This window comes from Sporosarcina ureae (assembly GCF_002082015.1).
Taxonomy (GTDB): Bacteria; Bacillota; Bacilli; order Bacillales_A; family Planococcaceae; genus Sporosarcina; species Sporosarcina ureae_A.
The window spans coordinates 1,294,068-1,309,547 of record NZ_CP015109.1 but is presented as its reverse complement, the minus strand read 5'-3'; the positions used below and the strand labels follow the sequence as shown (position 1 = coordinate 1,309,547).

Sequence of the window (15,480 nt, the reverse complement as noted above, 5' to 3'; positions counted from 1 at the left end):
GTTGTTTTATTTTAGCTTCTTATTTTTAGGTCTAGATCCAAACTCTGCAGAAAATTCTCCTGGTGAATGGCCTTCTGGATGCTGGTTATTGCTATTGCTGGCTTCTTTGTTTTTATTTTGATACGTGCCCAACGGGTTGTGTGTCCGTTCATTCATGGTTTTTTTATTATTTTTATTTGTCATGTTCGTCCACCTCCTATCGACTAGGATAGACAAAAGTCGAAGTTTTATGCGGCAGCTGACGATATCAATAGGTGTCTGAAAAATGGTAGTATGATTAAAAGCAGAGGTGGAATTATGCGAAAAGTATCTAGAATCTTACTGTTACTCCTCATCGTTGCACTTTTTGTAATAGCAACAGGGTGTTCAAATCAAGAGAACGAACAGAATGAAGAATCCAAACAAATAAAAATACGAAATAAGCAGAATAAACAAGCGTTAATGGCAGTCCACGATGCAGCTGAAAAAGGAAATCTACCCAATCAACAATGGCAAGTAGGGGAAACTACTTATCAGCAAGTCCAAGATCAAGTAGGGGAAGCAGATAAGATAGAACACAGTAAGAAGGAAAGCTATGCTGTTTATGAAAAAGAGCAGCTGAAGCTTCACTTGACAGAGAATAATTTAGTCTATAAATTGCAAGCAGTGGAATCAAAGCTTAATGAGGTAACGCAGTCACAAACAAAGGCAATACTAGGTGATCCGGATGGACTGAGACAAGTGAATGAGCAGACAATCTTTGTTTATGATTTGAATGACGAATACCAATTAACTTTGCTATTTTCTTCTACAGACAACCATGCGTCTATCGTAGAAATGGCTGTTCTCCATAAGCCGAGTGCAGAAGTTCAGGCTGTGTTACAGGAAATGCAACTAGATGAAAAGCTCGGTCAGTTGATTATGATGGGTGTGCAAGGTCCGCAACTGGATTCAGCAGCAAGAACATTTATTGAAGACAGGCATGTTGGTGGCATCATTTTATTTAATCGTAATTTCGTTTCTGTTTCGCAGTCGCTTAACTTGATTAATGAGTTAAAACAAGCGAATGCAAATGCAAAAACGCCCTTATTCATTAGTGTAGACGAGGAAGGTGGACGAGTTACTCGACTGCCAAAAGAGCTCGTAAAAACTCCATCTAATCGTAAGGTTGGGAATGCCGCAAACGGAAAATATGCATATGATATTGGAGAGTTAATTGGTCGCAAAATGAGTGCGTTCGGATTGAATATGGATTTTGCACCCGTACTTGACGTAGATAGTAATCCGAAGAACCCAGTGATTGGCGACCGTTCGTATAGTGCGGATGCACAGCTAGTTAGCAAAGCAGGGATCCAGCAAGCGAATGGTATGGCGTCGCAACATGTCATACCTGTCGTCAAGCACTTTCCGGGACATGGTGATACAAGTGTAGACTCACATATTGATTTGCCAGTGATTACACATAATAAGGAACGATTAAAGAATATAGAACTACTTCCCTTTAAACAAGTGATTGAAGGTGGCGTACATGCGGTAATGGTCGGGCATTTACTTGTAGAAGCATATGATCCGAAAACACCTGCATCATTTTCAAAAATAATTATTCAAGACCTATTGCGTGATGAATTACAGTTTGACGGTGTAGTTATTACAGATGACTTGGTCATGGGAGCTATCGAAAAGAATTATTCGATTGGAGAGGCGGCAATCCAATCTATTGTAGCGGGTGGAGACATTTTGCTTGTTGGGCATAAATATACATCAGTAGACGAAATAATGACCGCTTTACAAAAGGCAGTCAATGAAGGAGTCATTACAGAACAACGAATCAATCAAAGTGTCGAACGTATATTATTGCTGAAGCAACAGTATGAAGTGGAGGATATTCCACGAAAGCAAGTCGATGTGGAAGAGTTGAATCAACAAACAAAGGAACTTATCAAGAAAATCAATTAGCTAATTAACGAAAAAGGAGTGATCGCATGGATGAACAGGTTCTTTTGCTTCATGGTTTCAATAAAAGCTCACGTGATATGCAGACATTGTTTACCTATTTAGAACAGCATGGCTTTCATTGCAGATCACTCGACTTATCGTTCACTTATCATGAATTTGATCAATCATTTTTTCTTGTGGAAGAAGTTTTATCCGAAATGGTATCACACAAAAAAACACCCATCCATCTAGTAGGCCACAGTACAGGTGGTCTACTTATTCGAAAAGTATTACAGGAAACACAATGGATGGATTCAATTGGTCACTGTGTGCAAATTGCCACGCCTAATCGAGGAAGTCGACTTGCGCACGTGGCAGGGAAAATTGCGGGATACACTGAGTGCTATAGAACATTACGGTCGTTAAACGCAACGTATATTGAGCAGCTGAATTTGCCGGACATAACTAGCTATTCAATTGGTGCAATCGCAGGGACACGCAATCATTTATGGCTTGGAAAGTTAATCCAAGGCGCAAATGATGGACGGGTAGAATTGGATTCAGTTTATTATCCGGGACTATCTGATTTTATCGCTTTGCCATATGGACATAAAGAAATCCATCATCAGAAAGAAGTAGCTGAATTAACTGCACGTTTTTTGCAAACTGGGCATTTTTGATAAAGCATGATCTTAATACTTGAAAAAATTCACAGCTCTTATTCCCTTGTAATATTCATTTCAGCGGGCATGCTACAGCTGAGGGAATAAGGAGGATGATTGGATGGGTATTAGTGAAGAGTTGAAAAAGTTGAAAGCATTTCACTGTGATGATCGATGTGTGCTGTCCGTATACTTAAACACGAATCCTGCTGATCCTGACCAACAGCAAGCAGCGTGGAGAATTCATTTGAAATCAGGCTTGAAAAGACTTGATGAATATCTCGTCGCATCTGGAGATGAAAAAGAATTGACTGCATTTCGTTCCGTGAAAGACCGTGTGATGAAGGAAGTTGAAGATAAGCAAAATGATTTGGCGAAGGGTGCTATCATTTTTGCAGCAGCTGATCCTGAAATTTGGTCTGTTCATTATGTTCAAGTGGCAGTTAAGACGAGCTTTCATTGGGAAAGTCAAGCGATGACGAATGAATTGGAGTATATGTTACAAGCATATCCAGAAGCGGGAATTATACTCCCAAGTTACAGCAATGTCCGGATTTTGGATACTGCAATGGGTAAAGTCCATGACGAAACAGTGTATGAATTTGATTCGGGTCTTGACGTTTGGAAAGAACAAAAGATGATCAAGTCTTCTATACAGCGGGGAGTAGGAGGACATACAGACAAATTTGATCATCGATTAAAAGAGAATTTAGATCGTTTTTATAAAGACATGGGTGCTGTGGTCGGCAACATGAAGAAGAAGCGCGGATGGAAAGAAGTGCATGTGGCAGGGGAAGCGGAACTGGCCAAAAGCTTTGCGTCTATCTTGCGTGAAAAACCCGAAAGCTGTATTCATAAAAACTTTGGAAAATCGAACAATAATCAAGTCATCCAAAAAATCTTCGAATCCCGTTAAGTAATACCATAAGAGGATGTCCCAGAGGTTCGTGACTTCTAGGGGCATTCTCTTTTTGTTTTGGTTCCTTAGAGCGCGACAAAATCTTTACATAGTGAAGGCGGATTAAAGCATCAGTCTGAGACGCGCCACCCTACTTTATTTCCCGTCGATTATCATGTGACCCTACTAAAGATTAATAATTAAAGTAATTTCAGAATATTAATAGTATACTAAGTTCTAAAGGGGGATTAACATGGGAAGAGGCAGGAAAATTACGCTGTGGGCACTTAGTATACTATCAATTGTTGTGGTTCTAATTGCTATATTTGCAAACGCTTACATATCAAAATCAAAACCACTGATAGCAAGAGAACATCAAGTCTCATTCGTTGATCAAGAAGTAGTTGTGACACGTGATCGCAAGGGAGTGCCGCATATCCACGCCGCTTCGGATGAAGACCTGTATCGAGCGCAAGGTTATGTGCAAGCACAAGACCGTTTATTTCAAATGGATTTAGCACGCAGGCAGGCAAGTGGTCGTCTAGCTGAAGTCATCGGTGACAAGGCTGTCGATACGGATAAGTTATTCCGTACTTTCAGTCTGCGAAATGCAGCGGAAGCTTCATATGAAGGCTATGGAGAACATGCTAAAAAAGTGCTTGGCTGGTATGCAGAAGGGGTCAATGCATTCATTGAAGAAGCTACATCTGAAAAGAAATTGTCCTATGAATTTGCGCTGCTTGGATATGAGCCTGAAGAATGGACACCAGTAGATTCATTAACTATTGGGAAATATATGGCTTATGACTTAGGAGGTAGATGGCAACCGCAAGCATTCCGCCACTGGGCAATTAATGCATTTCCAGAAGAGAAAGTGAAAGATTTATTCCTGACGTATCCGAAAAATGCAGAGTCCATTATGACGGCTAATAAAGAACATGAAGTAGAGGTGGCGGGACGTTTTCTACCGGAACTTTCTCCACCTGAATTCAATGGTAGTAATAATTGGGTAGTATCAGGAGAAAAAACGGCTTCTGGTAAACCTTTACTGGCTGATGACCCGCATTTAGGTCTAAGCACGCCTTCTATCTGGTACCAAATGCATCTACAATCTCCTGAACAAAATGTAGAGGGAGTAATCTTTGCGGGGATTCCAGGAATCATCTTAGGTAATAATGAAGACATCGCCTGGGGAGTCACGAATGTTGGACCGGATGTGCAAGATCTTTACATTGAGGTCCCACATCCAAGTAAAAAAGCCCAATTCCGTTATGACGGCAAGTGGGAGCAAGCAGAAATACGTAATGAGACGATCAAAGTTAAAGGCGCTGAAGATATTCCATATGAAGTCATCGTCACGAAACACGGTCCTATCATTTCAGACGTAATGTACAAAGATGAAGATCCGAATGCGTTGTTCTCTATGCAGTGGACGGCACTTGAGCCGACTCTTGAACTGGAAGCCATTATGGAGATGAATAAATCATCAGATTGGGATAGCTTCGAAAAAGCATTAGAGAAATTTCACGCACCTGCACAGAACTTCGTCTTTGCTTCGACGGACGGCACGATTGCATATAAAGCGAACGGTCGCATTCCCATCCGTAAACAAGGAGATGCACAATTGGCAGTGCCGGGAGATTCTTCCGACCATGGTTGGGAAGGCTATATTCCATACGATGAACTGCCGCGTGTAGTGAATCCTGAGGAAGGTTTCATCGCCACCGCGAATAATGAAGTAGTGGATGAAAATTATCCATATCACATCACAAAGTTTTGGGCACAGCCATACCGCTTTGAACGGATTGCAGAAGTGCTGCGAGAAGGAGATCACTTCACAGTGGAGGATATGATGAAACTGCAAATGGATCAAAAAAACCTCTATGCAGCAGAATTCCTTGATTCGATGATTGAATCAGTAGAGAAACAAGACCAATCAGGTGACTACAAAGAAGTGTTGGCAACGTTGAAACAATGGGATCAAGTTGATTCAAAAGATAGCAGTGCTCCGTTAATTTTTCACAAGTGGATGAAACAATTGCAAATTGACATGTTCCGAGATCAAATGCCTATGGATGTCTATGAATTAATGCCAGGAAAAAACCAAATTACAGATGAATTGCTTCGTAAAGGCTATAACGGAGAAGAAAGCGTCTGGTTAGAAGAAAAGCAAGGTATCGATCAATGGGTGTATGAATCATTCGGCAATGCAATGAAAAAAATTGCCAATGACTTTGGTGACAAGCAACAAAAATGGGCATGGGGCAACTATCACCAACTGACATTCCCTCACCCACTAGCAAGTGCCTCACCGGTATTTGAAAAACTATTAAATCCCGAAAAACAACCAATTGGTGGATCTACTATTACCGTACAAGCAGCTGCCTTCAAAGATGACGGCTCCGTCAACCACGGTGCCTCGTGGCGTTTCGTTGCTGATCTGGACGACTTAACCAAAACATATCATGTCGTCGGACCGGGTCAAAGCGGACACCTAAAATCCAAATGGTTCCATGACCAAGCAGAGGACTGGGCAAAAGGGTACTACCACGAGACACTCATGACACAAGAAATACCTGACGGACATGTACTGACATTGCAACCGAAAGCGAAGTAATTGGAAGCGGCTAAGGACTATTCATGAAGCGGTGGTTTCACAGCTTCTTGCGATAGTCCTTTTGCGTTGCGCGAGGTAGTGCCGTGACTATAAATAATGAGTGGCTTGCTTTGAATTCTCTAAGCTACGTTAAAATGAATAGGAAACAGAATCAGTAAACTACTGATAAAAAACTAAAAACATCTTTCACATGGTATACTAGACGGATTCTAATTTGCACAGCATTATCGGAGGAATCATTCAATGAAACATTTAGCAGGCGGCATACAATGGACCGTCTTTCTCATCGCATCATCTATTGCAGCGCCTATCGCGATTGCGCACGTTTTTGGCATGGATGCAGTAGCCACCTCTCTATTCATGCAACGGACTATATTCGTCCTAGGCATCGCCAGTTTAATTCAAGCATTTTTCGGGCACCGAATGCCAATCAATGAAGGACCCGCTGGCTTATGGTGGGGGATCTATGTAGTCTATGCCGGAATGGTCGGCATTTTTTATTCAACGTCGACAGACGCTTTACAGGCATTACAAAGTGGGATGTTGTACAGTGGAGTGCTATTCATTATCCTGGCGGCAACGGGAGTTATTACAAAAATGAAAGTGCTCTTCACACCTGCGATCACATTCACTTATTTAATGTTGCTGATCCTACAATTAAGCGGAACTTTTGTGAAAGGAATGTTGGGGGTTGAAAAAGCAGGAGACTACCTGGACCCAGTCATTTTACTTGGAAGTTTCCTAGTGTTATTGATCACATTTATTGCAATGGCTAACAAACGCCCGTTCATATCTAAATATGCGATATTGATTTCAATTGTACTTGGCTGGGGAATTTTCTTGATCTTAGGTAAAACACCAACTATCGCAAAAGTGTCCGATCAGTTAATCCAACTACCGGAAATGTTCGTCTATGGAAAGCCTGTATGGGACAGTGGCGTTCTCGTGACAGCGATCTTTATCACATTATTATTAGTAGCCAATATGCTTGCATCGATTCGTGTCATGGAACATTTATTGAAGCAATCTTTTCAAATCAACCCGCCCGATCGCTTACGCCAAGGAGCATATGCCTCAGGATTCATTCATATGATCGCAGGAGCCTTTTCTGCTATTGGATCCGTACCGATATCAGGTTCTGCTGGGTTTGTAGGCACGACACGTATGCCGTCCATTAAACCATTTATTATGGGTAGCACGCTCTTAGTGTGTATCACGTTATTTCCAAGTGTCATGGCCATATTTGCGGCTTTGCCTGCACCCGTTGCATACGCTGTGACTTTCGCAATCTTTACGAAAATGGTGTCGATGGCATTCAATGAACTCGATGCGGATCCAGAAAAAGAACGTGCGCGCCAAGCCGTAGCATTTGGATTGATGGTAGGTATAGGTACAATGTTCGTCCCAGCAGAAAGTCTGTCGCAACTTCCTGCCGTGGTAGCTTCAACCTTATCTAACGGATTAATTACAGGAACGATCCTCGCGATCATTATTGAGCAATATATGATACGCAGAAGGAAAGGGAACACGTATAGTAAGATGTAAAAAAGCCCAACAGTGCTCATTGTCGGGCTTTTTTACGAATTATTTTCTTTTATCTTCTGTTGCACGATAGACTTCTTTCAAAGCATCGCGATACTCTTTACCACTTGCATTTTTCCGAGCGCGTAAAGCTTCTTCGGCAGTGGCTTCAAACTCCAGTCCCATTTCCTCGTTGATTGTTCCTTTATGAAACAAATGACGTATATCTTGATCCATAGAAATCCCTCCTCGTCATAATATGGTTTCATTCGAGATAACCATACATGAAGAAGAGTATTTCATTGAAAGAAAAAGGATTCCATGTCAAATTGTCGAATGAAGTAAAGTAGTAATACAATTCAGAAAAGGGAGTGGATCTGCATATGAGTAAAAAAGTATTGATTCTTGGCGGAGATGCCGTGGAAGCATTGGAAATTTTCTACCCGTATTATCGTTGTTTGGAAGAAGGATTTGACACGACTATTGCTTCACCAGCAGTAAAGAAATTATATACCGTTACCCATGACTTCATTGATGGAATGGAAACATATGTGGAAAAACCAGCGTATGGACTGGATTCGCATATTGCCTTTAAAAATGTTAATCCTGCAGACTACGATGCGCTCATTATTCCAGGTGGACGCGCACCAGAGTATATTCGTCTAGACGAATCCTTACCGGCTATTGTCCGTCATTTCTTTGAAGAAAATAAACCAGTGGCAGCAGTTTGCCATGCTGCACAGGTGTTATCTGTTATTCCAGATCTAATGAAGGGCAGAGAATATACGGCATATATCGCATGTAAGCCAGACGTTACAGCAGCGGGTGCCACATATATTGAAAAAGATCTTCATACAGAAGGAAATCTAGTGTCAGGACATGCTTGGCCTGATCTTCCAGGTTTAATGAGGGAATTCATGAAAATGGTCAATAAATAAAATATGCAAAGCTCGTTAGGCTTTACAACAGACTGAAGACAAATCCAGAAATGGTATTGTCTTCAGTTTTTTTATATGGAATTTAGTAAGCAAGTAGAACAAATATCAAGAAGAGTAGAAAGGGAATCATTAATGCTAAAAATAAGCCAGTCACAATTAGAATCGTACCCAATCCGCGCCAAGAAGATAAGTGATGGACAATCCCGATACCTTTAGACAAAATCACAGTACTGAAAATGCCTAACGCTAGTGTGAGTAAGTTTGTCAATAATAATACAATAGATAAAGTTCCAAATACAGCAGCATCTGCGTTGTTCATCATATCAACAAATAAGTTCTTACCGAAAATAATGACTAGTAGCAAGTTAATCGGCATCATCCAGATCATCGGAATGGAAGCGATCGGCGACATTTGCACCATATCCTTGAAATTCCCTGTGCCTCCAAGCCATTTACCTACCCATGTGTAGAGAGCAGAACTAATGAACAGGCTGATAATAGTCCCGATGAATGACGATAGTATACTAAGCAGGATAATTAGAGGCAATGATAGATCAGGTAATATGTCCGTTTCAGCAAATGATGTCAAACCGACGCTAACAGAAGTAAGGAATAAGATGAAAAAACTATAATTCCATGTTTTATATTCGAGAACATACCGAATCGTTTGCTTAGGTTGTGTCCATACCGAAATGAGTGGCTTCATGTGAAGACCTCCTTTTATATAGTCTACTATACGTGAGAGTGCTACCGGATGTTTCATAAAGTTGGTTTAAAATCCTTAAACATTAAAAAAACGTATAGATTTGCTATACTTTCCCTAGCAACTATTGGAGGAGGAATTACTCATGGCAAAATTATTTAGTCCTTATACTATACGTGGCGTCGAATTTAAAAATCGGATCGCAATGGCACCGATGTGTATGTATTCTTCACATAATCAAGACGGTAAAGTAGAAGACTGGCATAAAACACATTATACGACTCGCGCAGTTGGACAAGTCGGCCTAATTATCGTTGAGGCAACAGCTGTTCAACCGCAAGGAAGAATTTCAAGTGAGGATTTAGGGATCTGGTCAGATGAGCATCTAGAAGGTCTAACCGAAATCGTTCGCTTGATGAAACAGCAAGGTGCCCGCACCGGTATCCAATTAGCACATGCAGGCAGAAAAGCGACAGTGGACGGAACTATTCACGCTCCAAGCCCCATTGCATATAGTGAAAAATATAAAACGCCAACGGAAATGACAATTACTGATATTGAAGAAACGATTGAAGCATTTAAACAAGGAGCTATCCGTTCAAAGCAAGCTGGTTTTGATGTAATTGAAATTCATGGCGCACATGGATACTTACTAAATGAGTTTTTAACACCGTTATGTAATCATCGTGATGATCAATACGGTGGATCAGCAGAAAATCGTTACCGTATACTAGGACAAGTGATTGATGCCATCCGGTCTGTTTGGGATGGTCCATTATTCGTCAGAATCTCAGCAGAAGATTATCAAGAAGGCGGCATGAATCCTTCACAGTATGCAGAAATGGCGGGTTGGATGAAAGAACAAGGTGTTGATTTAGTCGACGTGAGCTCCGGTGGTGTAATACCAGCTGCAATCCATCCTTTCCCAGGCTACCAAGTGCCGTTTGCGGATACAATTCGTCAGCAGGCAACTATTGCAACAGGGGCGGTAGGATTGATTACATCCGCGCTGCAAGCGGAAGAAATACTTCAAAATGATCGTGCCGATATCGTATTACTTGCTCGCGAACTATTACGTGATCCTTATTGGGCGTATACAGCAGCTAAAGAGCTAGGCGTTGAAATTGAATCTCCTGTTCAATATAAACGCGGCTGGACGTTCTAATCATTTTGTAGGTTATGTTTTATCATTGAAGAATATTAATTCTGCACGAATCTCATCCCCGATATGTAAGATAGCGAATGAATAATGAGGCATTTTCCGCTTGTCTGTCGGGGAACCGGGGTTCAGCAACAAAGTCTTATTCATGTAACGGAGCATTGGAATGTGGGAGTGCCCGAAAATGATGACATCTAGTGGTTCACCTTCAAATGCGTCAATTGCACGCTTTTCAGTCGTTTTGTTCTCTCCATGACCATGTACCAGGCCGATCTTTACGTCTCCTGCTTGAATGATCTGCTGCAATGGAAACTGTTCTTTTATATCCTCTCCATCTACATTTCCAGAGACTCCTTTTACTTCCGCAAATTCAGAAAGCATCCGTACTACGTCAAGTGATTTCCAATCACCTGTATGTAAAACTAAATCAGCCGTGACACATTCGTTTGTTAACCGCGAAGGTAAGATACTTCCTCTACCGGGAATATGTGTATCTCCTGTTATGACAATCTTCATGAGTAACCTCCTAGATATGTAATTGCTTATATCATATCCCTTATCACTGCATAGCAAACAAAGAATCGGACATACTATTGCTATAACGGGAGGCGATCTATATGGAAGACTATACATTTACAGATGCAGTACTGGCAGATTATAAAACCGGTATGGGTGCAATGAGTGAACAATTGCCGAAATTAATGAAATCATTCCATGCGTTTACAGAAATTAGTTTTGAAGAAGGAGAAATTAGTCAAAAATATAAGCAGCTGATCGCACTTGCTGTAAGTGTTTATGCCCATAGTGAGTATTGTATTATTTTCCACACGAAAGCTTGCATGGATGCAGGTTGTACAGTTCCAGAAGTGTTGGAAGCGGTCGGTGTAGCAGCGGCACTTGGCGGTGGAAGTGCTTTGAGTCAAGCCGTCACATTGGTTATGCAGACGATTGACGAATTACAGGGAAATGCTAAACCTTTACAGTGAGAGAACACCTTGTCGAGTAGAGTCGATGAGGTGTTTTTTTATACATTGCAATGCGATGTACACCGTGTTACTATGCATTAAAGAGGTGAGTGAGATGGATCAGGAAATGATGAAGGGCAGTATTGATCTGATTTTATTGTCACTAATCGCCCAACGCGATTTATATGGCTATGAAATTGTGAAGGTTTTAAAAGAGTTAAGTAATGATACGTATGAAATGAGTGAGGGAACGTTATATGCAGCTTTAAAACGATTGGAGAAAAAAGGTTGGGTAAAATCGTATTGGCAAGAAAGTGAAAGTGGTCGTAGAAAATATTATCATCTAACTGATGAAGGTAGCGTGGCATTAGAAACAAAACAAGAAAATTGGGAGTGGATGAATGCGCTTGTCCATAAAAGTTCGGATGGGTTAATATGAAAAAAGTATTTGAGCGTTTCATTAGTAAGGTGGTAAAACAAACAGACGGTAATGCGGAAGAACGAAAGGATTTGACTGAGGAATTACTTAGTCATTTGTATTGTGCTTATGAGGATTGCAAAAACAAGGATTCTCACATGAGAAGGCGATGGAATTGGCGATGGCGAATTTCGGTGATGAGAAAGAAGTGGGTAAGCAACTTCAGCACGCGCTGTATCCATATCGACGAGAGATGATGCTCAGTCTTGCAAGTGCATCTTTACTTTTCATTTACAGCACCTACTTGCTTCAGCTGTTCACAAGAGGTCATGCTGAAATCACTTGGCTTTGTTTGGCGGTACTTATTAGTGCAGCAATCTTGACCCTAACGCTGAATCCTATCACAGCATTGCATCGCCGTCTAACGGTAAATGGGTTACTGATCGGCCATGCCTTGTTATCAATCTATGGAAGTTTATTAGCAATGGATTTAGAAACCGCTTACTCGATTCCATTAACTATATTTTCTTACGCGATACTATTGTTTTCGATTGTTCTAGTTTACCGTACTACCATTTATGATTTTCCTTCCTCTAAACAAACACTTGAAAAAGATGCCAGGAGAATACATTTTATAAATATTACATTCGGTCTCATAGTAATGGCTTTATCTTTGTTCTTGCTATGGGCATTTTTAATATTTGCCGAAGAAATAAAACCTACTTTGCTATTATTCACGATTCCGTTAGTCATGTGGGCGATCACCTATACGATACAACTTCATTTATTGGCAACTGGACGCAAGAAATGGACGTATAGTGTTACAGCTTTACAATTTCTATGGATTATAGCGGTGATTATAGTTTTCACTTTATGAATATAAGGGAGGTTGACCTATGAAAAAGTCGCTAGTATTCATACTAAGTTCCATCGCACTGTTAACAGCGGTGTTTATTATGCTAGGTGTATTGTTCAATAAAGATGAGAATCAAAAACAAGAAGGAATGACTGATATCTTTGCGATATCAATCAAAAATGAAATTGCTTATGTTTCTTATCACAAAGGGCAAGCGACAATCAACCTGGATAGTCAACAGAATCTCGTTCAATTATCTGTTGAGAAAGAAATTGCTGATATAACATTCTCGGAAGATGGTACACACCTTGCTTATATTGTACGGAATAAAGACCTTGAGAATCATATTGGTTCAGATATCCATGTAATCGATTTGGGTTCACTTATAGATCAGGTAGTACACACATCTGATAGTCTAATCACGGAGATGGCGTTTGATCCAAAATATCCTGAGAAGTTGTTTTATATTGAGGCAAGTACCTATACAAATTATTCACCTATTGCTTCAAAACATCCTCATGATTTCGATGTGTATAGCTTTGATTTAATGAAAGATATTCATACAAAACATACAGATATGAAGAAATATAGTATGGGCTCACTACAAGTTTCTGCTGAAAAGAATTCTGTTTATGTACAGACAAATGATGATACATACAACGAAACGGCTGAAGAAGTGTTCGCAAGTAAAGAGAGGATATTTGAAATACCTCTAGACACGCCTGATAAAAAGTCAGTCATCAGCAACCCTGTTCAAGCAGAGGATGTGTATGATTTCATCTTGTTACCTGAACAACAAAGTATTATTTATCAGGCAGTAGCTGGAACTGGAACGAACGGAATTTACGAATATGAGTTATTTACGTTTAATTGGAAAACGCATCAAACGGAACAGCTGACGACATTAAAAGAGTCTACATCAAAGCCTGCAGTTGGTCCTGACGATAAAATTTACTTTATGGTAGATCGTGAATTTGGTTCACGCAAGCCTGATTACCACCTATACCGAATGAATCAAGATGGAAGCGGAATAGAAGAACTAGAGCTCAATGGGTAATAAATCACTTATGAAGATATGTATATGTAGTATAAAAATCGTTTTTTCATATGTTTCGTATGTTTCATTATGCTAAAGACAGGGTAGCGGATAAACAGTATAGAAATTGGGAAGGGGATATAAAACGTTGATTCAAACATCAAATGCTTTATTGACAAAGGAAGACTTTGCACAACGTGATGATTTACCGGAATGGCTTCTTAGAGAATACCAGACGTTTCATAATACTGTGACCGATAAAACATTTCCTTGTTATTTTGGAATGGCTGGTGAAAACAAAGGTGAATTACGCTATGCCTATATTTCTCAAGAGGACTGGTCAAATTTACCTCAAGCATTGGAAGAGTTTTTGACACTATTTAATAATCCAAAGCATAAACGGCACGGGTTGTTTGTGTTTGTGGAACCCTTTGAGAAAGAAGGATCAATAGAAGAGTATCGTCAGCAATTTTGGGATATTTTGCAGTACGTACATATAGAAGATACCGAAGAATGGCCGGCTGACGCTCCACGGGACCCAGATCATTATTTATGGGATTTCCACTTTCATGGCGAGCCCATTTTCGCTTTTGGCAATGCACCTGCGTATAAACAGCGGAAAACTCGTGATCTAGGGAACGCTATGGTCATTGGTTTCCAGCCACGAAAAATTTTCAAAGGTCTGACAGGCACTGAAAAAGGCGGCATCAATTCACGTGAAAAAGTTCGTGAACGTGTGGAGGTATGGGATGATCTGCCCAAGCATCCGGATATAAGTCACTACGGCGATCCAACACATAATGAATGGAAACAATTTTTCATCGGAGACGATTGTGTGCCACTAACTGGAAAATGTCCTTTTACTCATAAGGATATGTAATCATAGGATGTCTCTACAGTCGTAAACATACGGTTGTTGGAGATGTCCTTCTATTTAGTTAGTCCAAGCTCAACACCGCAACCTATTACTTTATTTCGGATATCTATTATCAATTGCCTTATACAGTTTTTTACTCTTATGATGTACATACAGAGGAGTGGGCAAAATGAAGAAATACAGTCAAGAAGTTCAGGGATTACTTGTGGATGATGAAACGCGCTGTGTTCATTACTCGACAGAAAACGATCGAATTGCGATCAAGTTTTATTGCTGTAAAATATACTACCCATGTCACCTATGTCATGAAGAAACAGGTTGCGGACATCATGCTGTCTGGCCGGCTAGTCAGTCTAACAAAAAAGCCATACTGTGCGGTAGTTGCGGACACGAACTCACTATTACCGAGTACTTCCAAAGCGACTATCAATGTCCTTCGTGTATGGCGGATTTTAATCCGGGTTGCGGTCTGCATAAGGAACTGTACTTTGAAAATGAGGCAAGTAGCTGAATGGTTTTAACTATGACCAACAGGGAACACTATGTAAAACAGGTAAAGTGAGGGGTTTGCATGAAACAACAGACGATGAATACAGAAGAACTATTGGCGTTTGCTGAAAGGTCGCATGAATCGGGAACATCTTGGATCCAGCAAGCGGATTATGCAGGAGAAGAAGTTATCATGACGGATGAAGACCTTGCAGGCAAGGAGCCTTTGCAACGTCTACGGATAGTAGTGGAGTCGGCTGGAAATGCGAAATACTTCGAATCACTTTTTTATACTGGAGCTGAATTAGAAGAATTAATGAGTGAACTTGAACCCGTTTTCGAGACATTCCCAAAAAGAGTGTTGAGTTCAGATGAAATGGATGAAAAAGTACAAAATATAACAGAATAACGAAGAGGATCTTCTGCC

18 protein-coding genes are annotated in these 15,480 nt (G+C 40.5%); 14 read left to right on the top strand and 4 right to left on the bottom strand.

The genetic code is table 11. The features are described from left to right. Nucleotides 1-6 precede the first annotated feature (6 nt). On the bottom strand, nucleotides 7-183 hold the full coding sequence (locus SporoP17a_RS16880) for a hypothetical protein (RefSeq protein ID WP_167693393.1): 177 nt from the start codon (nucleotides 181-183) through the stop codon (nucleotides 7-9). Nucleotides 184-297: 114 nt separating this feature from the next. Here SporoP17a_RS16880 and nagZ point away from each other — a divergent pair, with 114 nt between their 5' ends. The 5 genes from nagZ (at nucleotide 298) to SporoP17a_RS06505 (ending at nucleotide 7,636) form a co-directional block, all read left to right on the top strand. Then, the gene (nagZ, locus tag SporoP17a_RS06525) at nucleotides 298-1,935 is read left to right on the top strand and encodes a beta-N-acetylhexosaminidase (protein WP_167693392.1); all 1,638 of its coding nucleotides are present in this window, start codon (nucleotides 298-300) and stop codon (nucleotides 1,933-1,935) included. Nucleotides 1,936-1,961: 26 nt separating this feature from the next. Continuing rightward, nucleotides 1,962-2,594: a lipase family alpha/beta hydrolase gene (locus SporoP17a_RS06520; protein WP_083033809.1), complete on the top strand. Its 633-nt coding sequence runs from the start codon at nucleotides 1,962-1,964 to the stop codon at nucleotides 2,592-2,594. A 103-nt stretch (nucleotides 2,595-2,697) separates the two neighbouring features. Next, complete coding sequence (locus SporoP17a_RS06515) at nucleotides 2,698-3,492, top strand: VLRF1 family aeRF1-type release factor (protein WP_083033807.1); 795 nt, start codon at nucleotides 2,698-2,700, stop codon at nucleotides 3,490-3,492. A 235-nt stretch (nucleotides 3,493-3,727) separates the two neighbouring features. Then, complete coding sequence (locus SporoP17a_RS06510; RefSeq protein WP_083033805.1) at nucleotides 3,728-6,091, top strand: penicillin acylase family protein; 2,364 nt, start codon at nucleotides 3,728-3,730, stop codon at nucleotides 6,089-6,091. A 243-nt stretch (nucleotides 6,092-6,334) separates the two neighbouring features. Next, a complete protein-coding gene (locus SporoP17a_RS06505; RefSeq protein ID WP_083033803.1) occupies nucleotides 6,335-7,636 on the top strand; it encodes a purine/pyrimidine permease in 1,302 nt (433 codons plus the stop codon). Nucleotides 7,637-7,675: 39 nt separating this feature from the next. On the opposite strand, the gene SporoP17a_RS16740 is transcribed toward SporoP17a_RS06505, so the two are convergent. Next, complete coding sequence (locus SporoP17a_RS16740) at nucleotides 7,676-7,849, bottom strand: hypothetical protein (RefSeq protein ID WP_156890537.1); 174 nt, start codon at nucleotides 7,847-7,849, stop codon at nucleotides 7,676-7,678. 146 nt (nucleotides 7,850-7,995) lie between these two features. Here SporoP17a_RS16740 and SporoP17a_RS06500 point away from each other — a divergent pair, with 146 nt between their 5' ends. Next, complete coding sequence (locus SporoP17a_RS06500; protein ID WP_083033801.1) at nucleotides 7,996-8,550, top strand: DJ-1/PfpI family protein; 555 nt, start codon at nucleotides 7,996-7,998, stop codon at nucleotides 8,548-8,550. A gap of 82 nt (nucleotides 8,551-8,632) precedes the next feature. Here the strand turns inward: SporoP17a_RS06500 and SporoP17a_RS06495 are convergent, their stop codons facing one another. After that, nucleotides 8,633-9,256: a Yip1 family protein gene (locus SporoP17a_RS06495; RefSeq protein ID WP_167693391.1), complete on the bottom strand. Its 624-nt coding sequence runs from the start codon at nucleotides 9,254-9,256 to the stop codon at nucleotides 8,633-8,635. Nucleotides 9,257-9,398: 142 nt separating this feature from the next. Between SporoP17a_RS06495 and namA the strand changes: the two genes are divergently transcribed. After that, complete coding sequence (gene namA, locus SporoP17a_RS06490; protein ID WP_083033796.1) at nucleotides 9,399-10,418, top strand: NADPH dehydrogenase NamA; 1,020 nt, start codon at nucleotides 9,399-9,401, stop codon at nucleotides 10,416-10,418. A 12-nt stretch (nucleotides 10,419-10,430) separates the two neighbouring features. Here namA and SporoP17a_RS06485 read toward each other — a convergent pair whose 3' ends face one another. Next, nucleotides 10,431-10,928 (bottom strand): metallophosphoesterase family protein, encoded by a 498-nt coding sequence (locus tag SporoP17a_RS06485; protein ID WP_083033794.1) that lies wholly within the window; start codon nucleotides 10,926-10,928, stop codon nucleotides 10,431-10,433. A 101-nt stretch (nucleotides 10,929-11,029) separates the two neighbouring features. Here SporoP17a_RS06485 and SporoP17a_RS06480 point away from each other — a divergent pair, with 101 nt between their 5' ends. The 7 genes from SporoP17a_RS06480 (at nucleotide 11,030) to SporoP17a_RS06450 (ending at nucleotide 15,462) form a co-directional block, all read left to right on the top strand. Next, nucleotides 11,030-11,398 (top strand): carboxymuconolactone decarboxylase family protein, encoded by a 369-nt coding sequence (locus tag SporoP17a_RS06480; protein WP_083033792.1) that lies wholly within the window; start codon nucleotides 11,030-11,032, stop codon nucleotides 11,396-11,398. Between the two features lie 94 nt (nucleotides 11,399-11,492). Next, nucleotides 11,493-11,816, top strand: coding sequence for a PadR family transcriptional regulator (locus SporoP17a_RS06475; RefSeq protein WP_083033790.1), 324 nt, complete (start codon nucleotides 11,493-11,495; stop codon nucleotides 11,814-11,816). A gap of 115 nt (nucleotides 11,817-11,931) precedes the next feature. Then, entirely contained in the window at nucleotides 11,932-12,672 is a 741-nt protein-coding gene (locus SporoP17a_RS06470; protein ID WP_083033789.1) for a hypothetical protein, read from the top strand. A gap of 19 nt (nucleotides 12,673-12,691) precedes the next feature. Further along, nucleotides 12,692-13,708, top strand: a complete 1,017-nt coding sequence (locus tag SporoP17a_RS06465) for a TolB-like translocation protein (protein ID WP_083033787.1) — start codon at nucleotides 12,692-12,694, stop codon at nucleotides 13,706-13,708. 127 nt (nucleotides 13,709-13,835) lie between these two features. Further along, nucleotides 13,836-14,567: a YqcI/YcgG family protein gene (locus SporoP17a_RS06460; protein WP_083033785.1), complete on the top strand. Its 732-nt coding sequence runs from the start codon at nucleotides 13,836-13,838 to the stop codon at nucleotides 14,565-14,567. 166 nt (nucleotides 14,568-14,733) lie between these two features. Next, nucleotides 14,734-15,075 (top strand): CHY zinc finger protein, encoded by a 342-nt coding sequence (locus SporoP17a_RS06455; protein WP_083033783.1) that lies wholly within the window; start codon nucleotides 14,734-14,736, stop codon nucleotides 15,073-15,075. Between the two features lie 60 nt (nucleotides 15,076-15,135). Continuing rightward, nucleotides 15,136-15,462, top strand: a complete 327-nt coding sequence (locus tag SporoP17a_RS06450; protein ID WP_083033781.1) for a hypothetical protein — start codon at nucleotides 15,136-15,138, stop codon at nucleotides 15,460-15,462. Nucleotides 15,463-15,480: the final 18 nt, after the last annotated feature.